This window comes from Amycolatopsis sp. H20-H5 (genome assembly GCF_035828755.1).
Classification (GTDB): domain Bacteria; phylum Actinomycetota; class Actinomycetes; order Mycobacteriales; family Pseudonocardiaceae; genus Amycolatopsis.
On the sequence record NZ_JAYMZS010000080.1, the window covers coordinates 25,845 to 43,465 of the forward strand.

Here is a 17,621-nt window from a genome sequence, read left to right on the forward strand (position 1 = left end):
ATCCGGTTGGCTGTCAGGTGTTCTCGCTTGCCGGTGACAGTCGCTCACCCACCCGGCGAGCGTAGGCGGGGACGGCGAAGACGAACGCCACCGCCAGCAGCAGGACCACCGCCGCCACCACCGGGAACCACCGCGCCGGGCCGGAATCCGGGTAGGGGATCACGTTGACGTACACCGTGTAGCCGAGCAGCGCGAGCGCGCCGAGCGGGAACACCAGCTGCCACCTCGGGACGGCCATCCGGCGGCGGACGAACACCAGCCGGATCGCCCCGATCGTGGTGAGCAGGTAGATCACCAGCAGGATCAGCGTCCCGACGGCACCGGCCCAGGCGAACGTGTCGACCGCCGCGGCCCCGAAGAACACCGCGCAGACCACGATGACCAGTGCGGCCAGCACGGCCACCACGGTCGGGGCGCCCTGCGCGGAGGTCTTGCCGATGCCACGCTCCCCCACCGCGTCGCGCCCGAGCGCGAACAGCAGCCGCGAACCGCCCGCAACGCAGGCCAGGCAGCAGCCGAACGCGCTGATCGCCGCGCCGAGGCTGATCACGTCGCCCACCCACGGGCTGACGAACCGGCTGCCCAGGTCGCCGAGCAGCGACGGCGAGTCGTGGAACGCGGCCGCGTCGCCGTTGAAGGCCATCATCTCGATCGCGGTGATCACGACGAAGAACAGGCCGCCGAAGATCGCGGTGCCGAGGATCGCCCGCGGGATGTTGCGCTTCGGCTCGAGCGTCTCCTCACCGAGGGTCGCCGCCGCTTCGAACCCGGCGAACGACAGGAACCCGAACACCGCGCCGAGGAACACCCCGGACAGGCCCGCGTCCGGGGTGAACGTGAAGACGTCGAGGGTGAACCGGCCGCCGCCCGGTGCCGAACCGGACACCAGCCGGACCGTGATCACGACGGTGATCAGCAGGATCAGCGTGATCGTCGCGCCTTCGACGAGCAGCAGCAGGCTCGTCCCGCGCCGGGCGGGCACGACGGCGAGCAGCCACGCGCCGAGCAGCGCGACGCCGGTGAGCACGTACGCGCCCCAGACCGGCGGGTTCGGCCAGATGCCGGTTTGGGTCAGGAACGCGGTGCCCAGGCTGCCCGCCGCGCAGCCGGTGCCGACGGCGTAGAACGTGTACGTGCCGAGCAGGCCGATGCCCGAGACGACCCCGGCGCGCGGGCCGAGTGTCGCCCCGACGAAGGCGTAGACCGAGCCCGCGTGCTGGTAAGTACTGGCAAAGCCGGACGAAGCCGTACGCGACCAGCAGCACACCGACGGCGGAGAGCAGGAACGCGAGCGGGACGGCGCGGCCGGCGGCGGGCGCCGTCTGCTGCGGGTTGATGTTCGCGGCCATGCTGGGGGCCATCAGGGCCACGGACAGCCCGACGGCCTGCCACACGGACAGCGAGCGGCGGAGTCCTGGACGGACTTCGGCGACGTCTGACACGATGCGCACCTCGATTCCTCGAAGTCTTCAGTCAACCTTGCCGGGAGTGTGATGAGCCAGCTCGATCGGGCGGCGCTTTCCGCGCGTGCCGGCCAGCTCGCAGGCGAGCTCGGCGCCCGCGGGGTCGACCTCGTGGCCCTGACCTTTGTGGACAACAGCGGGATAGCGCGGACCAAGGCGGTGCCGCTGGCCCGGTTCGCCGCCGCGGCCGCCTGGGGTGTCGGCGCGTCGAACTCGTTCGACTTCTTCGGCTTCAACGACGAGATCGTACCCGGCGAGCACTCGCTCGGCCCGGTCGGCGACCTGCGGCTGCATCCCGACCTCGACGCGGTCACCGTGCTCGCGGCGCAGCCGGGGTGGGCATGGGCGCCGGTCACGAAGTACGACCAGGAGGGTGCGCCGCACCCGCAGGACCAGCGCGGACTCGCGCTGAAGGCCACGGCCCGGCTGGCGGAGCGCGGGTACACCGCGCTGCTGAGTTTCGAGCTCGAATGGGTGGTCACCGCCGAGGACTCGCCCGACGACCTCGGGGGCGTCCGGGGCCCGGCGTACGGCTTCGCGCGGCTTTCACGGCACGCGGCGTACCTGCGCGCGATCGTGTCCACTTTGGACGCCCAGGGCGTCGGGGTCGAGCAGATCCACCCCGAGTACGCGGCCGGGCAGTTCGAGCTTTCGGTGGCGGCGGCCGATCCGGTGCGCGCGGCCGACGTCGCCGTGCTGGCCCGCGAGACGATCCGGGTGGTCAGCGAGCAGCACGGGCTGCGCGCGTCGTTCACGCCCAAGTTCGCGCCGTCCGGCGTCGGCAACGGCGGACACGTGCACGTGAGCGTGTGGGAGGGCGAACGGAACCTGTTCGCCGGTGGCGACGGGCCGTTCGGGCTGACCTCGGCGGCGGCGGCGTTCGCGGGCGGGATCCTGCGGCGGCTGCCCGCGCTGCTGGCGATCGGGGCGCCGTCGGTGGTCAGCTACCTGCGCCTGGAGCCGCATCACTGGGCCGGGGTCTACCAGGGCTGGGGCCTGGAAAACCGCGAGACGCCGCTGCGGCTGATCCGCGGGGTCGCCGGGAACCGGGACACCGCGGCGAACCTCGAGGTCAAATGCTTCGACCTGACGGCGAACCCGTACCTGGTGGTGGCCGCGCTGCTGGCCGCCGGGCTGGGCGGCGTCGACGAGCGGGCCGGGCTGCCGGAGCCGGTCGACGTCGATCCCGGCGTGCTCACCGAGGCCGAGCGCCAGGCGCGCGGGCTCACCCGGCTGCCACAGAGCCTGACCGAGTCCGTCGTGGCGTTCGAGGCCGACGCAGTGCTCACCGGGGCGTTCGGGGCCGAACTGGCCACGACGCTGATGGAGCTGCGCCGGGCCGAGATCGAGCTGTTCGCCGGGACGAGCGCGAAGGAGATCACCGAGACGATGCGCTGGACCCACTAGGCGCTGTCCTGTGCGTGCCAGGCTTGGCTGAAGTCGCCGGACCGGGTTTATCGTGTCCGGCATGATCCTGGTCCCGCCGCCGGTCCGAGCGGTCGCCGCCGAGCGCGGCCTAGGTACCTGTGAGGCCCGGTTCCGGTTCCGGCCAGGTGCACCCGGAGTATTGGGTTTCACGGGTCTGCTCGTGGTGGCGTTCCTGTCGGTGCGGACCGACCCGACGCAGACGCTGGGGGTCCTGCTGTTCGCCTGGGCCCCGTTCACCCTCGGCTGGGCCTGGTTCACGGCGAAGCGCCTTCGCAGCGGGCTCTACGTGTTCACCGGTGGCCTGATCTACGCGTACGGCGAGAAGATCAAGGCCGCGGTGCCGTGGGCCGACGTCGTCGAGATCGACTACCGCGCCACCCTCTACCTGCTGAACTTCATCCCGTACCGGTCGTCCCGGTACTGCCGGATCTCCCTGCACGGCCGGAGCGAGCTCCTGTTCGACAGCACCTGCGTCAACCTGTCCCGAGCGGTGTTCCTACTGCGTGTGCACACCCGCACCCGCCCCGCCGACGAGCCCTGAACTCGCAACTCGTCGACGAGTTGCGGTCTCGTGGCACCGGACGCCAAGGTCACGGAACGCCTGTCCGATCGCCCTTTTCATCCCGCCGTGACTCGCCTGGTCAGGACTTCAGGGCGGCGGCGACTTCCTTGCGCAGCTGCGGGAGCTTGGCGTACAGGCGCTCACCGGGGCACTCGGTGTTGTAGAAGTCCCGGTGGCCCTTGATCTCCGCGACGTCGATGCCGTACTGGCGGCAGGCGTAAGCGCAGAACACGACCAGCGAGTTCCACTGGGCCGCGGGCGGCTCGACGGTGCTGTAGAGACCTTCGTTCTCGATGCCGATGGCGTTGTCGTTCTGGCCAGGACAGTGCGCGCCGCGGATCATCCGCGTGCCGGACTTCAGGCCGTCGAGGCTGCCGTGGCGCCCTTCGAGCCGGTAGCCGCCGCGGCTGACGGTGAAGTGCTGGCCGGTGTCGGACCAGCCGTTGTTGTCGATGTGGTCGGCCTGGTCGTCGCGGGCGACCTGGAAGGCGTGGGCCAGCGAGTAGTCGGTGCTGTTGGCGCTGGCGATGTGGTGGATGAGGATCCGGTCGGCCTTGTGGTCGAGCGTGACCAGCGGATCCGCGGGCGAGCGGGCGCCCCACTCGGCGCAGCTGTAGATCCGCGGTGCGGTGGCGGCTCCCGCCGTACCCGGCAGGAGCAGGCCCGCGGCGCCCACACCAGTCACCAGCGCGGCGCCACGGAGGAAGGATCGGCGGTCCAGGTGTCCGAGGTCGATATCCATGCGGGCAGCCTGCGCGAATGACGTACAGGATCCGTACAAACACCCCGCGTCAGAGCGCGAAGGTGTACGCCTCTGCCGCGGCAGTGGTTGCCCTACCTTGAGTGAACCGGTTGCACATCGCAGGAGGCGACGATGAACGACACCGAACCGCAGACGGCCGACGGGAAGGTGCTCTGGCACTTCTCGATGTCCCTGGACGGTTTCGTGGCGGGGCCGAACCACGAGATGAACTGGATGACCGGGTTCTCGAGCCGTCCCGGCCTGCTCGACGAGTACCTCCAGACCACGGGCGCCGTGCTGGGCGGCCGAGACGGCTGGGACGTCATGAACGACAGCCGCCCGTACGGCGGCGCCTGGGAGGGGCCGATCTTCGTGCTCACCCACCACCCTGAGGACGCGAAACCCGCCGACGGGGTCACGTTCCTGAACTGCGGGCCCGCCGAGGCGGTGCGGATCGGGCTGGCAGCGGCCGGGGGCAAGAACCTGGAGGTGCTCTCGCCGGACATCGGCCGTCAGCTGCTCGAACTGGGGCTGATCGACGAGATCGACCTGCACCTCGCGCCGATCCTGCTCGGCGACGGCATCCGGCTGTACGACAACCCCGGCGGCTCGCCGATCCGCCTGGACCCGGCTTCGGCCGTCAACGTGCGGTACCGGCCCGTGGTGAGTCCCTGAAGGCCACCATCACGGCGTAAAACGCCGTGATGGTGGCCGTCAGGGGCAATCAAACAGGTCAGGCGGGGGTGACGGCCTTGCGGACGCCCTCGGCGAGCTCGGCGGTCAGCGCGTGGACCGCGTCGACGCCGCTCGCGGCGGCCGTGACCAGTGCCGAGCCGACGATCACCGCGTCGGCGAAACCGGCGACCTCGGCCGCCTGCGCGCCAGAGCGGACGCCGAGACCGACGCCGATCGGCAGGTCGGTGTGCGCGCGGGTGCGGCGGACGAGCTCCTCGGCACCGGCGCCGACGGCGTCACGGGCGCCGGTCACGCCCATCACCGCCGTCGCGTAGACGAAGCCCGACGAGACGGCGACGGTCTTGGCGATGCGCTCCTCCGAGGAGGACGGCGCGACCAGGAAGATCCGGTCGAGACCGTGCTGCTCCGAAGCCGCGATCCACTCGTCGGCCTCGTCCGGGATCAGGTCCGGGGTAATCATCCCGAGCCCGCCGGCGGCCGCGAGGTCGCGCGCGAACGCGTCGACGCCGTAGCGGTGCACCGGGTTCCAGTACGTCATGACCACGGCCTTGCCGCCGCGCGAGGACACCGCCTCGACGACCTCGAACAGCCGCTTCAGCTTGAACCCACCGGCCAGCGCGGACTCGGCCGCCGCCTGGATCGTCGGGCCGTCCATCACCGGGTCGGAGTACGGGACGCCGACCTCGAGCAGATCCGCGCCGCCGTCGACCATGGCGTTGAGCAGGTCTTTCGACCCGTCGACGGTCGGGAATCCGGCGGGCAGGTAGCCGGCCAGGGCCGCACGGCCCTCGGCACGGGTCTGGGAGAAGAGGTCCTGCAGGCCGCTCACTGGTCTTCCTCCACGAGCCCGAAGTACTTCGCCGCGGTGTCCATGTCCTTGTCGCCGCGACCGGAGAGGTTGACCACGATCAGGCCGTCCGGGCCCAGCTCCTTGCCAAGGACCAGGGCCCCGGCCAGGGCGTGGGCCGACTCGATCGCCGGGATGATGCCCTCGGTCCGCGACAGCAGCCGGAGCGCGTCCATCGCCTCGGCGTCGGTGACCGGCCAGTACTCCGCGCGCCCGCTGTCCTTGAGCCACGCGTGCTCGGGACCGACGCCCGGGTAGTCCAGGCCCGCCGAGATCGAGTGCGACTCGACCGTCTGGCCGTCCTCGTCCTGCAGCAGGTACGACATCGCGCCGTGCAGGTTGCCCGGGGTGCCCTTGGTCAGCGTGGCGCCGTGGCGGTTGCCCTCGATGCCCTCGCCGCCCGGCTCCAGGCCGACCAGCCGCACGGACTCGTCGTCGATGAACCCGTGGAAGATGCCGATCGCGTTGGAGCCACCGCCGACGCACGCGGCGACGACGTCGGGCAGGCGCCCGGCCTGCTCCAGGATCTGCGCGCGGGCCTCTTCGCCGATGATCTTGTGGAAGTTCCGCACCATCATCGGGAACGGGTACGGCCCCGCGGCGGTGCCGAACAGGTAGTGCGTGGTGTCGGCGTTGGTCACCCAGTCGCGCAGGGCCTCGTTGATGGCGTCCTTGAGCGTCCGGGAACCGGTCTTCACCGTGATGACCTCGGCGCCGAGCAGCCGCATCCTGGCGACGTTGAGCGACTGGCGCTCGGTGTCGACCTCGCCCATGTAGACGATGCAGTCCAGGTCGAGCAACGCGCACGCGGTGGCCGTGGCCACGCCGTGCTGGCCGGCGCCGGTCTCGGCGATGACCCGCTTCTTGCCCATCCGCTTCGTCAGCAACGCCTGGCCCAGCACGTTGTTGATCTTGTGCGAACCGGTGTGGTTCAGATCCTCGCGCTTGAGGAAGATCCGGGCGCCGCCCGCGTGCTCGGCGAAGCGCTTGGCCTCGGTGAGCAGCGAGGGACGGCCCGCGTAGTCCTTGAGCAGCCGTTTGAACTCCGCGACGAACTCAGGATCCCGGCGGGCCTTCTCGTACTCGGCGGCGACCTCGTCGACTACGCCGATCAGCGCCTCCGGCATGAACCGGCCGCCGTACGGGCCGTAGTAGCCGCGCTCGTCGGGATCGTGCTTGCCGTGGAACTCGTCGAACTGCGTAGTACTCACCTCGACGGCCTCGGGCAGGCGGGATGCGAACCGGCTGTCACCAGCTTGACCAGGGCGCCCTTGGGGTCGCCGGAGGCCACGAGGCCCTCGCCGACCAGCACGGCGTCCGCGCCGTGACCGGCGTAGGACATCAGGTCACCCGGCCCGCGGACCCCGGATTCGGCGATCTTGAACACGTCCATCGGCAGGCCGGGGGCCAGCCGCGAGAACACGTCACGATCGACCTCGAGGTTGTGCAGGTTGCGCGCGTTGACACCGATGACCTGGGCGCCCGCCTCGAGCGCGCGGTCCGCCTCCTCGGCGTTGTGGATCTCGACCAGCGCCGTCATCCCGAGGGACTCGACCCGGTCGAGCAGCGACACCAGCGCGTTCTGCTCCAAGGCCGCGACGATCAGCAGCACCATGTCAGCGCCGTGCAGCCGTGCCTCGTGCACCTGGTACGGGCCGACGATGAAGTCCTTGCGCAGCACCGGAATGCGCACGGCCTCCCGAACCGCGTCCAGGTCGGCGAGGGAACCGCCGAACCGGCGCTGCTCGGTGAGCACACTGATCACCCTGGCGCCGCCGTCGGCGTAGTCCTTGGCCAGCGTGGCGGGGTCGGGAATGTCGGCCAGCTCGCCCTTGGAAGGGCTGCGGCGCTTGACCTCGGCGATGACGCCGATGCCGGACTCCTTGAGAGCCGACATGACGTCGAGGGCGGGCGCGGTCTGGGCCGCGCGCTTCTTCAGCTCGTCGAACGGGAGTGCGGCCTCACGCTCGGCGAGGTCTTCACGCACACCCTCGATGATGTCTTCGAGAACAGTCACCGGGCGTCCTCACCGACTGCCGTGTTCACAGGTTCACTCGCAAGGTCGCTCACAAAAACCTTCCCCTTCCCGCCGAAATGATGCTAACCCGCGGCCGTGCGGACCCAGGTTCCGGGTGTGCGCGTTGCTCCGAATGCCCGAACCGGGCGGCCGCTCAGCGTGCTGTGGTGGGGTCCTCCCCCTCGGAAAGCGCCTCCCATAGCTCGGTGTCCGGGTCGCGGGCGGCCCGCTTCGCCCCGGGCGCCGAATAGCGCGCCCCGAGCTTGGGCATCCGCCCGGCGCCCTTGACGGCTGCCAACCCGCCGACGGCCAGCAGAATTCCCCCGAGCACCGCCAGCCCCCGGCTGAGCAGCAACTGCGTGACCGGGAGGCCGTCCGCGAAACCGCTGATCCTGGCGCCGTCGACACCGGTCCAGACGGCCGCCACCCCGGCCAGCGCGAGCACCGCGCCGAGCACCCGGCGGGGCCAGCCGCCGGTGGCGATCAGCCCGGCTATCCCGGCCAGCGCGAGGATCGCCAGCGGCACGAGCGCCCCGGCCCGATCGGCGCCCTTCACCTGATCGAGGACGACACCGCGGACACCCGCAGTGCGGAACTCGGCGAACCACACGAGCCGCGACGCGCCCCACAGCGCCGCGGAGCCGAGCAGCAGTGCCACCGTGACCATCCACAGTGGACGTCGCGGGTTCGGCTCCTGGGCCGGGGTCTCCTCCGTGTGGTCAGACATGGGTGGAGTCGGCGGCCGGGTCGAGCTCCGCCGCCGGGGCCATCGTCTGCGCGGCGGCGACCGCGGAGAGCACCGTGCGAGCCTTGTTCAGCGACTCGTTGTCCTCGTACTCGCCGACGGAGTCGGCCACCACACCGCCACCGGCCTGCACGTACGCGACGCCGTCGCGCATCAACGCCGTCCGGATCGCGATGGCGGTGTCGGCGTCGCCCGCGAAGTCGAGGTAGCCCACCACGCCGCCGTACAGCGCGCGCCGGGTCGGTTCGAGCTCCTCGATGAGCTGCATGGCGCGCACCTTGGGGGCCCCGGACAGCGTCCCGGCCGGGAAACAGGCGGCGACCGCGTCGAAGGCCGTCTTGTCGTCGGCCAGCTCACCGGTGACCGTGGACACGATGTGCATGACGTGGCTGTAGCGCTCGATCTCGAAGAAGCCGACCACGCGCACGGTGCCGGGCTTGCAGACCTTGCCGAGGTCGTTGCGGCCGAGGTCCACGAGCATCAGGTGCTCGGCGCGTTCCTTCTCGTCGGCCAGCAGGTCCTTGCCCAGCTGGGCGTCCTCTTCGGGGTCCGCACCACGCCACCGGGTGCCCGCGATCGGGTGCGTGGTCGCGCGGCCGTCACGAACGGTGACCAGCGACTCGGGGCTGGAGCCGACGATGTCGAACCCGTCAAGCCGCAGCAGGTACATGTACGGGCTCGGGTTGGACGTGCGCAGCACGCGGTAGACGTCGAGCGCGTCGGCCGCGGTCTCGATCTCGAACCGTTGCGAAGGCACCACCTGGAACGCTTCGCCCGCCTTGATCGCCTCGACGGCCTTGTCGACCGCGGCGCAGTAGTCCTCGGACGAACGACGCCGGACGAACTCGGGCACGGGCCGGTCGAACACCGCCGCGGTGGCCGGGGCAGGCACCTGGAGCTGGGTAGTCATCGCGCTCAGCCGCCGGACGGCGTCGTCGTAGGCGGCGTCGACCCTGTCGACGGAGTCGTCCCAGTTGACCGCGTTCGCGATCAGCGTGATCGTGCCCTCGTGGTGGTCGAAGGCGGCCAGGTCGGTGGCGAGCAGCATGGTCAGCTCGGGGATGTCGATGTCGCGCTCGGCGAGTTCCGGGAGCCGCTCGAGCCAGCGCACGGCGTCGTAGCCGATGTACCCGACCATGCCGCCGGTCAGCGGCGGCAGTCCCGGTAGCGGCTCGGAGTGCAGCGCGGCGACGGTCTCACGCAGCACGTTCAGGGGGTCGCCGTCGCTGGGCAGCCCGGTGGGCGGGGTGCCGGTCCACACGGCTTGGCCGTCACGGACGGTGAGCGCGGCCGGGCTGTGGACGCCGATGAAGGACCATCGGGTCCACGAAGCGCCGTTCTCGGCGGACTCGAACAGGAACGTGCCGGGCCGGTCGGCGGCGAGTTTGCGGTAGATCCCCACCGGCGTTTCGCCGTCGGCGAGGACGCGGCGGACCACGGGGATGACGCGGCGGCCCTCGGCGAGCGCGCGGAATTCCTCGCGCGAGGGACTGACCGAGCCGAGCCCGGCTGAGCTGGCGTGTGAGGCGCTGACCATGTGCCCATTGTGCTTCAACCGCTCGGGCGGCCGCGACCGGCCGTCCCCGTAATTCACTCAACGTTGAATTTGTGGTGGCGGGGGTTCATGATGGGGCGGTGAGTACCGAAGACACTACCGGGAAACGACGCGGCCGCAGGCCGGCAGGCCAGGACACGCGCACGGCGTTGCTCGAGGCCGCGCGGGTGGTGTTCGGGGAATCGGGCTACGACAACGCGACGGTCCGCGCCATCGCCACCCGCGCGGGGGTGGACGCCGCCATGGTCAACCACTGGTTCGGCAGCAAGGAAGGCCTCTTCGCGCAGGCCGTGCTCAAGCTGCCGTTCCAGCCCACCGAGCTGCTCGACACGCTCACCGGCGGCTCCGCGGACGACCTCGGCGAGCGCATCGTGCGCACCTTCCTCACCCGCTGGGACGGCGCGGGCGGCGACGTCTTCCAGGCGCTCATCCGCAGCATCACGGGCCACGAGGAAGCCAGCCACGTGCTGCGGGACTTCTTCGTGCGATTCTTCGGTGAACTGGTCGGTTCGGTCGGCAGCGACCGCATCGAACTGCGCACCACGCTCTGCGCGTCACAACTGGTCGGCATGGGCATGATCCGGTACGTGGCGAAGTTCGAGCCGATGGCCTCGACGGAGGTCGAGACCCTGGTCGCGGTGGTCGGGCCGACCATCCAGCGCTACCTCGGCGGCGACTTGGGCTGACGCTCGGGTTTGACGGGGATCAGGACCCGGGCCCGGACGAACACCACCACGAGCGCGCGCCCGTCACCGCCGACCCAGACGCGCAGCTTCGACGCCTTCACCAGCTTGCGCGGGACGGCGGCCATCGTGGTCCTGAGCGCCACGAAGGACGCGTCGTCGCCGGTGTCGAACCGCACGCGGATCTCGACGGGCTCCCGCTTGTTCCACCGATCGGTCCTGGCCACGCCCCGTCGCCAGCCCGCGCGGCGGATGGCCACCCGGCGGCGCCGCCAGTTCACGACGGCGAGCGTCAGGAAAGGCAACGCGAGCAGGAACAGGAGGATCGAGCCACCGACGACCAGGTTGGGGAACCCCGGCTCGTTGCGCTCACGATCGGTCCGCAGCCGGGCAGGATCGGCGGGGTCGTAGACGACGACCACCGGGTCACCGGTCCGGTAGCCGCCGTCGTAGGTGTCGAGCGTGACGTCCGCGGTGCGCTCGACCCCGCTCGCGCGATAACGGACTTCGATGTACCAGTCGCTCTTGGACGGCTTGTGGACGTCGACGACCGTGCCCGGCACCCGGGTGCCGATCCGCAGCAGCTCCCCGGCCTGCTCGTCCAGCCGGGCCGACAGGGCGGACGCGCCGCCGATACCGAGCAGGCAGAGCAAGATCAGGACGAGATTGCGCGACACCAGCCGCGACGGCAGCCGGGCGAACAGGTCCAGGTCGACCTTCGGGTCGGGACCCGAGACGACGTCGTCCGAGCGGAGCCGCCAGAACCGGATCGGCCGGAACTCGCTCATCTGGCGAGCAGGACCGCGATCAGCGCGAGGGTGCCCGGCAGCACCTGGACGAACAGGATGCGCTTGTTCGCGGTCGCCGCGCCGTAGAGCCCGGCGATGATCACGCAGACCAGGCCGTAGAGCTTGAGCTGGAACCCGCTCGGGTCGGTCGCGATCAGGCCCCACACCAGCGCGGCGGCCAGGAAACCGTTGTAGAGCCCCTGATTCGCCGCCAGCGGGGCGCTCTCCTTCGCGAACTCCTCCGTGGTGCCGAAAGCGGCGCGCGCCCGCGGCGTGGTCCAGAGGAACATCTCGAGCACGACGATGTAGACGTGGATCAGGGCCACGAGCCCGACCAGGATGTTCGCCACGATGGTCACGGGAGGGTTCTCACTTCTCTTGGGCGAGGAGCAGGCGCTCATCGGTGTCGAAACAGCTGTGGGTGCCCGTGTGGCACGCCGGGCCAGTCTGATCCACGCGCAGCAGGACCGTGTCCCCGTCGCAGTCGATCCTGACCTCGCGTACCCGCTGAACGTGCCCGGAAGTCTCTCCCTTGACCCACAACTCCTGGCGGCTGCGCGAAAAGTACGTGCCGCGGCGGGTGGTGAGGGTGAGTTCGAGGGCTTCGTCGTTCATCCAGGCCATCATCAGCACGTCCGAAGTGGCGTGCTCGACCACGACGGCGGCTATCAGGCCGTCCGCGTTGCGCTTGAGCTTCGCCGACAGGGCGGGTTCGAGGCTCATGCCTTCACTCCCAGGACGTGGCGCTTGAGCGGCATCGAGTTGAGCAGCACGAACGAATAGCCGTACGCGAAGAAGGCCAGGCCCGAGGCGACCTTGATGAACCAGAGTTCGGCGCCGAGCAGAATGAACGCGTGCAGCAGGGCGAAGACCACGGTCACGACGAACCCGGCGAGGCGCGAGGACGGCATCTTCAGCGCCAGGCCCGCGACCACCAGCCCGCCGAGGACCAGCGCTGTCACCGGCAGCAGGAAGGTGCGGGTGGACGCGCCGGCGCCGATCACCGGGATGAGCCAGACCAGACCCCAGACCAACGCGATGCCGAGCAGCATCGCGGAGACGATCTTGACCTCGATCGGTGCCTTCCAGGCTTTCGGCATCATCGGACGACCACTCCCCCGGCCCGCAGCGTGGCCTTGACCTCACTGATCTTCAACTGTCCGAAGTGGAACACGCTGGCCGCGAGGACCGCGTCCGCCCCGGCCTCGACCGCGGGCAGGAAGTGTTCGAGCGCGCCCGCGCCGCCGCTGGCGATGACCGGCACGCGCACGGCCTTGCGCACGAGCGTGAGCAGTTCGAGGTCGAAACCGCTCTTGGTGCCGTCCGCGTCCATCGAGTTCAGCAGGATCTCGCCGACCCCGAGCTCCTCGCCGCGCGCGGCCCACTCGACCGCGTCGATCCCGGTGCCGCGACGGCCGCCGTGGGTGGTGACCTCGAAGCCGGACGGCGTGGGCTCGGTGCCTTCCGGCACGCGCCGGGCGTCGACCGAGAGCACGATGCACTGCGCGCCGAACCGCCGGGACGCCTCGCTGAGGAACTCCGGCCGCGCGATGGCGGCGGTGTTGATGCTGACCTTGTCCGCGCCGGTGCGGAGCAGCCTGTTGACGTCCTCGTTCGAGCGGATGCCGCCGCCGACGGTGAGCGGGATGAACACCTGCTCGGCCGTGCGGCGGACCACGTCGAACGTCGTCTCCCGGTTGCCGGAGGACGCCGTGACGTCGAGGAACGTGAGCTCGTCGGCGCCCTCGGCGTCGTAGGCACGTGCCAGCTCGACCGGGTCACCGGCGTCACGCAGGTCGGCGAAGTTGACACCCTTCACCACCCGGCCCGCGTCGACGTCGAGACACGGGATCACCCTCACCGCGACAGACATGCCGCCAGCCTAGTAGCCGGGTCCGACGCTCTCCCGCGCCCCGGTCACCGCGATTGTCCCTGAAGGCCACCATGACGGCGTTTAACGCCGTCATGGTGGCCTTCAGGGACAGTCGAATAGTTGAGGGCGGTTAGGAGGGCACGCCGGGCCGGGGCGGGGAAGGGGAGCCTGGTCCCCATCGCTGTTCTCATCCCGTCGCCCAGCGTGCGGCTGCGGACGGTGGTCTCACGATCACGCATGGCCCGCCGGGTTTCCGTTGCGACACGAAGGATCCACACCAAAGACGCACGGATTGCCGGACGGCACGGAACGCGGGACTACGCTCGGGTGATGGCACAGGCGGGGCGGCGACCGGGGCAGACCGAGACCAGGGAGAAGATCCTGGACGCGGCGCGGCGACGGTTCGCCGAGCTCGGTTACGACGGCGCGACCGTGCGCGGGATCGCCGCCGACGCCGGGGTCAACGCCGCGCTGCTGCACCATTTTTTCGGGACCAAACAACAGCTTTTCACCGCCACGATGAATCTGCCGGTGGATCCGGCGGTGCTCGTCGGCGTCATCCTGGACGGCCCGGAGGAGCTGCTCGGCGAGCGGCTCGTCCGGGCTTTCCTGGGGATCTGGGGCGAGGCGGCGAGCCGGGAGCCGTTCCTGGCGATGATCCGCTCGGCGACCACCAACGAACAGGTCGCGACGATGATGCGGCAGTTCATCGACAAGGCCGTCTTCCAGCAGGTCGCCGCCGCGCGCGGAGTGCCGAAGGTCCGCGTCGCCGGGGTCGGCGCGCAGCTGATCGGCTTCGCGCTGCTGCGGTACGTCATCCGCCTGCCGCCGCTGGTCGAGGCCTCCGACGAGGAGCTCGTCGCGATGCTGGCGCCGGTCGCGCAGTACTACCTGGCACCCGGTTCGTTCACCTGACAGCCATCTGGGCCGGTTAGCTTCCACGAGTGCTTATTGCCCGATTCCTCCCGGTCCCCGTCTCGCCGCCACTCCGCTCGGCGCTGCCCCCGCCGAGGCCGCCTGTCCGCCACTCACCGTCCGCCCGATCGCTCAGACCAGGGCTTTCGTCGACGACGGCGCCGCGTCGCCCGCCAACGCCGACGCGGACGACCCGGCGATCTGGGTGCACCCGCGCCGTCCCGAACAGAGCGTCGTGCTCGGTGCCCTCAAGGAGGGCGGGCTCGCCGCCTTCGACCTGAACGCGCGCCAGCTCGCGCTCCCCCTGCGCCCGGCCCGGACGCCGCGCCGGGGCGGTTCAACAACGTCGACGTGGTCGGCGACCTGGCCGTGGTGAGCGACCGGATCCGCGTCTACCGGATCGACCCGGCGGGCGCGGCGGCGGGTTCGCACGTGCTCACCGACCTCACGGATCCCCTGGCGGGTACCGTTTTCTCCGCGACGGAGTCCGCTGTGGACGATCAGCGCACGGCCTACGGGCTGGCCGCGGGCGTCGACCGGCGGACCGGCACGCGGCTGGTCGTCACGACCCAGCGGCACGAAGCGCGCGTGGCTGGTCACCCTGCGAGGACCCCGGCGAGGGCCCGCAGCTGGAGGGCTCGGTCTTCGACTCGGCCCGCGGCCTGCTCTACACCGCGCAGGAGGACGTCGGGATCTGGCGGGTGCCGCTGAGCACGGCCGGTTTCGGAAAGCCGGACCTCATCGACAAGGTTCGCTCGTTCGGGGTACCGCAGCGGTATGAGGACGCGACCGAGCAGTGCGTCGCCGCCGGGGCCGACCCCGGGTTCGGCGGGCGCTGGCTGACCGCCGACGCCGAAGGGCTCGCGCTGGCTGGGGACACGCTGCTCGCGTCGAGCCAGGGCGACTCGCGGTTCGTCGTCTACGGCCGTCAGACGCGGAACTTCCGGGTCGTCGCGGGACGTGGTTTCGACTCTGTCGAGCACTCGGACGGCTCGGCGGTCAGCACCGCGTACCTCGGCGCGCGGTTCCCGCGCGGCCTGCTCGTGGTGCACGACGGCGAGTGCCGCCCGGCGGCGCAGGACCCGTCCGGCGGCGAGCAGGCGACCACCGGCTTCGCGTTCGTCCGGCTCGACAATGTCCTCCAACGATGAGACGTCCTCCAACGATAAGGAGGACGATGGGCGGATGGAGGGACGCGCCTACCTCGAGAAGCTGATCGCGGACTCGCTGCGGACGGACCGCGGTCAGGGCCTGAACCTGTACGAGCTCAGCGGGATCGCCATCGGCCTGGTGGCCGCGGGGAAGCTGGACCAGGCCGAAGCCGACCAGCTGGTGGCCGATCTGAAAGCGACCCTGGTGAGCACCGGGCGGCTGCACGTGCGCACCGTCGGGGCTTCGGCGGCCGGTGAGATCGTCGTCGGACGGGCGGAGGGCGAGTCGCGGCCGGACTGGCGCTCGGCGATGGAGAACCCGCCGCCGCCGTTCCTGCGCAAGGTCATCGCTTTGGACGGGCGTGAACACCGGATCGCCGACCGGACGCTGACCCTCGTCAGCCTGGAGGTCTGGTCGACGTTCGTGCTGCTCAGGGTCGCTTTCCCCGGTCCGGCAGACCGGCGCGAACAGACGCGGTGGCGCGGCTGGGACGACGTCGGCACGCAGTACCGGGGCGGCGGTGGCACCTCGTCCGGCGCGCGGGGCTGGATCTTCGAGCAGGTGACCCTCCACCCGGCGCCGACCGACGAGGCCCGGCTGCTGACGTTGGCAGTCGAACAGGACGAAGACCAGGTCAGGCTGCCGATACGGCTACGGTGAGCCACGCCGCACAAGAAATTTCCGCCGCGGACGCATCAGGACGGCGGGGTCGCGCGTCCCTAGGACGACACCCGCCACCCGAAGGGAGCCCCGTGCCAGGGAGCTTCGACGAGTTCGTCGCGGAGCGCCTCGACGGACTCCTGCGCTACGCGACTGTTCTCACCGCCGATCCGCACCTGGCACAGGACATCGTCCAGGAGGTGCTGCTGCGCGCGCAGCAGCGGTGGGACCGGATCGGCGCCCCGCCGACCTACGTGCGGCGGATGATCACCAACGAGTACCTGTCCTGGCGCCGCCGCTGGGCGACGCGGTCGGTCACCACGTCCTCGCCGGAGATCCTGGAGGCGCTGAGCCCGCCGGTCGCCGATCCGAGCCACGGCTACGACGAGCGCGACGCGATGATGTCCCGGCTCTCGGCGCTGCCCCGCAAGCAACGGGCCGCGATCGTGTTGCGGTACTACGAGAACTACAGCGACGAAGAGATCGGCGCGGTGCTGCGGTGCGGCACGTCCACCGTGCGCAGCCAGATCTCCCGCGCGCTGGCGGCCCTGCGCGAAGCCGAGTCCCCGCGCCCCACCGTCCTTTTCACGGGAGCACGACGATGAACCAGCTCGGCGAGCACGAAACCGAAACCCTGCTCCGCGAGAGCATGGACCGCCTGGCCGCCCGTGCCCCGGACGGCTACGAAATCCGCGCCGCGCTGGCCGACGCGCGGCCCGTCCGCGCCCGGCCCCGGCTGGCGCTGGTGGGCGTCGCCGCGGCGGTCATCGCGGTCGCGGTGGGCGCGAGCGTCGGCATCACCGCCCTGAACAGCGCTCCTTCGCCGGAGCCGCTCACCGCTGCCGCGCCGAGCGCTGAAGGCGTGCTGCAGTACGCACCGGGCCGGCTGCCCGACGGCTTTACCGAGCAGTACCGCGAGGCCGGTGTCCGGACAGCCCCGCAGATCCGCCGCTGGCTGGCCGACGGCGGCACGCGGGAGATCACGCTGTCGGCGTACTCGACGGCCGACCCGCAGTGGTCGCAGACGGCGTTGCGGATCGCGTCGCTGCCGGACCAGATCCTCGTGCGCGGCCGCGTCGGGATGGTCACCGGAGGTGGCGCCGACAGCGCGTTGCTCACCTGGATGGCGGACCCGGCAAGGGTTTTGACCCTCAAACTGACCCACGTGCCCGACGCGCGCGAGACCGGCCAGCAGATCGCCGACTCGGTGAGCACGGGCGTGGACACGCGGCTGAGCGGCGAAATCCGCTTCGGCCACCTGCCAGACGGCCTGCACGCGCTGTCGGAGTCCGCACGGGGCACGTCGCCGCAGGACGGGAGCAGCGAGGTCAAGGCGGCCACCGGCGGCGAGCCGACGATCCCGGCCCTGCGCGCGGGCGTCGGCCCCGGCTCGCCCGACCTGACCGGGGCTTCGACGGCCCGCGTGCGCGGCACGAGCGGCTTCTACCGCGCCCCCGCCCAGGGCGCCGACGGCTTGGCCGCCGTCCGGCTCCCC

At 70.9% G+C, this 17,621-nt stretch carries 23 protein-coding genes; 11 read left to right on the forward strand and 12 right to left on the reverse strand.

Annotation, left to right across the window (positions count from 1 at the left end):
- Positions 1 to 13: 13 nt before the first annotated feature.
- On the reverse strand, positions 14 to 1,267 hold the full coding sequence (locus QMK34_RS32765; RefSeq protein WP_326418527.1) for an APC family permease: 1,254 nt from the start codon (positions 1,265 to 1,267) through the stop codon (positions 14 to 16).
- Between the two features lie 226 nt (positions 1,268 to 1,493).
- Between QMK34_RS32765 and QMK34_RS32770 the strand changes: the two genes are divergently transcribed.
- Positions 1,494 to 2,870, forward strand: a complete 1,377-nt coding sequence (locus QMK34_RS32770; RefSeq protein ID WP_326418528.1) for a glutamine synthetase family protein — start codon at positions 1,494 to 1,496, stop codon at positions 2,868 to 2,870.
- A gap of 61 nt (positions 2,871 to 2,931) precedes the next feature.
- On the forward strand, positions 2,932 to 3,432 hold the full coding sequence (locus QMK34_RS32775; RefSeq protein ID WP_326418529.1) for a hypothetical protein: 501 nt from the start codon (positions 2,932 to 2,934) through the stop codon (positions 3,430 to 3,432).
- A gap of 100 nt (positions 3,433 to 3,532) precedes the next feature.
- Here QMK34_RS32775 and QMK34_RS32780 read toward each other — a convergent pair whose 3' ends face one another.
- The gene (locus tag QMK34_RS32780; protein ID WP_326418549.1) at positions 3,533 to 4,189 is read right to left on the reverse strand and encodes a peptidoglycan recognition protein family protein; all 657 of its coding nucleotides are present in this window, start codon (positions 4,187 to 4,189) and stop codon (positions 3,533 to 3,535) included.
- A gap of 138 nt (positions 4,190 to 4,327) precedes the next feature.
- Here QMK34_RS32780 and QMK34_RS32785 point away from each other — a divergent pair, with 138 nt between their 5' ends.
- The gene (locus QMK34_RS32785; protein WP_326418530.1) at positions 4,328 to 4,870 is read left to right on the forward strand and encodes a dihydrofolate reductase family protein; all 543 of its coding nucleotides are present in this window, start codon (positions 4,328 to 4,330) and stop codon (positions 4,868 to 4,870) included.
- A gap of 58 nt (positions 4,871 to 4,928) precedes the next feature.
- Here QMK34_RS32785 and trpA read toward each other — a convergent pair whose 3' ends face one another.
- From trpA to QMK34_RS32810, 5 genes are all read right to left on the reverse strand, one after another.
- Positions 4,929 to 5,720 (reverse strand): tryptophan synthase subunit alpha, encoded by a 792-nt coding sequence (gene trpA, locus QMK34_RS32790; RefSeq protein ID WP_326418531.1) that lies wholly within the window; start codon positions 5,718 to 5,720, stop codon positions 4,929 to 4,931.
- Positions 5,717 to 6,949, reverse strand: coding sequence for a tryptophan synthase subunit beta (trpB, locus tag QMK34_RS32795; protein ID WP_442785260.1), 1,233 nt, complete (start codon positions 6,947 to 6,949; stop codon positions 5,717 to 5,719). The genes trpA and trpB overlap by 4 nt, the downstream gene beginning before the upstream one ends.
- A complete protein-coding gene (trpC, locus tag QMK34_RS32800; protein WP_326418532.1) occupies positions 6,946 to 7,755 on the reverse strand; it encodes an indole-3-glycerol phosphate synthase TrpC in 810 nt (269 codons plus the stop codon). Before trpC ends, trpB begins: the two co-directional genes overlap by 4 nt.
- 154 nt (positions 7,756 to 7,909) lie before the next feature.
- The gene (locus QMK34_RS32805; RefSeq protein ID WP_326418552.1) at positions 7,910 to 8,422 is read right to left on the reverse strand and encodes a Trp biosynthesis-associated membrane protein; all 513 of its coding nucleotides are present in this window, start codon (positions 8,420 to 8,422) and stop codon (positions 7,910 to 7,912) included.
- 52 nt (positions 8,423 to 8,474) lie between these two features.
- Positions 8,475 to 10,037 (reverse strand): anthranilate synthase component I, encoded by a 1,563-nt coding sequence (locus QMK34_RS32810; protein WP_326418533.1) that lies wholly within the window; start codon positions 10,035 to 10,037, stop codon positions 8,475 to 8,477.
- 98 nt (positions 10,038 to 10,135) lie between these two features.
- Here QMK34_RS32810 and QMK34_RS32815 point away from each other — a divergent pair, with 98 nt between their 5' ends.
- Complete coding sequence (locus QMK34_RS32815; protein WP_326418535.1) at positions 10,136 to 10,741, forward strand: TetR/AcrR family transcriptional regulator; 606 nt, start codon at positions 10,136 to 10,138, stop codon at positions 10,739 to 10,741.
- Here QMK34_RS32815 and QMK34_RS32820 read toward each other — a convergent pair.
- From QMK34_RS32820 to hisF, 5 genes are read right to left on the reverse strand one after another with little or no spacing between them, the layout of a single operon-like run.
- Positions 10,717 to 11,526 carry a DUF3592 domain-containing protein gene (locus QMK34_RS32820; RefSeq protein ID WP_326418536.1) on the reverse strand — a complete coding sequence of 270 codons (810 nt, stop codon included), beginning with the start codon at positions 11,524 to 11,526 and terminating at the stop codon, positions 10,717 to 10,719. The two genes, QMK34_RS32815 and QMK34_RS32820, sit on opposite strands and share 25 nt — an antisense overlap.
- On the reverse strand, positions 11,523 to 11,885 hold the full coding sequence (locus tag QMK34_RS32825) for a DUF1304 domain-containing protein (RefSeq protein ID WP_326418537.1): 363 nt from the start codon (positions 11,883 to 11,885) through the stop codon (positions 11,523 to 11,525). Before QMK34_RS32825 ends, QMK34_RS32820 begins: the two co-directional genes overlap by 4 nt.
- A 10-nt stretch (positions 11,886 to 11,895) precedes the next feature.
- A complete protein-coding gene (gene hisI / locus QMK34_RS32830) occupies positions 11,896 to 12,249 on the reverse strand; it encodes a phosphoribosyl-AMP cyclohydrolase (RefSeq protein WP_326418538.1) in 354 nt (117 codons plus the stop codon).
- Complete coding sequence (locus QMK34_RS32835) at positions 12,246 to 12,629, reverse strand: hypothetical protein (RefSeq protein WP_326418539.1); 384 nt, start codon at positions 12,627 to 12,629, stop codon at positions 12,246 to 12,248. The genes hisI and QMK34_RS32835 overlap by 4 nt, the downstream gene beginning before the upstream one ends.
- Positions 12,626 to 13,399: an imidazole glycerol phosphate synthase subunit HisF gene (hisF, locus tag QMK34_RS32840; protein ID WP_326418540.1), complete on the reverse strand. Its 774-nt coding sequence runs from the start codon at positions 13,397 to 13,399 to the stop codon at positions 12,626 to 12,628. The genes QMK34_RS32835 and hisF overlap by 4 nt, the downstream gene beginning before the upstream one ends.
- 330 nt (positions 13,400 to 13,729) lie before the next feature.
- Here hisF and QMK34_RS32845 point away from each other — a divergent pair, with 330 nt between their 5' ends.
- From QMK34_RS32845 to QMK34_RS32875, 7 genes are all read left to right on the forward strand, one after another.
- Positions 13,730 to 14,314 (forward strand): TetR/AcrR family transcriptional regulator, encoded by a 585-nt coding sequence (locus QMK34_RS32845; protein WP_326418541.1) that lies wholly within the window; start codon positions 13,730 to 13,732, stop codon positions 14,312 to 14,314.
- Positions 14,315 to 14,519: 205 nt separating this feature from the next.
- Complete coding sequence (locus QMK34_RS32850) at positions 14,520 to 14,690, forward strand: hypothetical protein (protein WP_326418542.1); 171 nt, start codon at positions 14,520 to 14,522, stop codon at positions 14,688 to 14,690.
- Positions 14,666 to 15,025, forward strand: a complete 360-nt coding sequence (locus tag QMK34_RS32855; RefSeq protein WP_326418543.1) for a hypothetical protein — start codon at positions 14,666 to 14,668, stop codon at positions 15,023 to 15,025. Before QMK34_RS32850 ends, QMK34_RS32855 begins: the two co-directional genes overlap by 25 nt.
- A complete protein-coding gene (locus tag QMK34_RS32860; RefSeq protein ID WP_326418544.1) occupies positions 15,016 to 15,465 on the forward strand; it encodes a phytase in 450 nt (149 codons plus the stop codon). Before QMK34_RS32855 ends, QMK34_RS32860 begins: the two co-directional genes overlap by 10 nt.
- Positions 15,466 to 15,499: 34 nt before the next feature.
- Entirely contained in the window at positions 15,500 to 16,126 is a 627-nt protein-coding gene (locus QMK34_RS32865; RefSeq protein ID WP_326418545.1) for a hypothetical protein, read from the forward strand.
- A 92-nt stretch (positions 16,127 to 16,218) separates the two neighbouring features.
- Positions 16,219 to 16,731 carry a SigE family RNA polymerase sigma factor gene (locus tag QMK34_RS32870; RefSeq protein WP_326418546.1) on the forward strand — a complete coding sequence of 171 codons (513 nt, stop codon included), beginning with the start codon at positions 16,219 to 16,221 and terminating at the stop codon, positions 16,729 to 16,731.
- Positions 16,728 to 17,621, forward strand: an 894-nt coding sequence (locus tag QMK34_RS32875) for a hypothetical protein (protein ID WP_326418547.1), incomplete at its 3' end; no start/stop codon positions are given. The genes QMK34_RS32870 and QMK34_RS32875, both read left to right, overlap by 4 nt.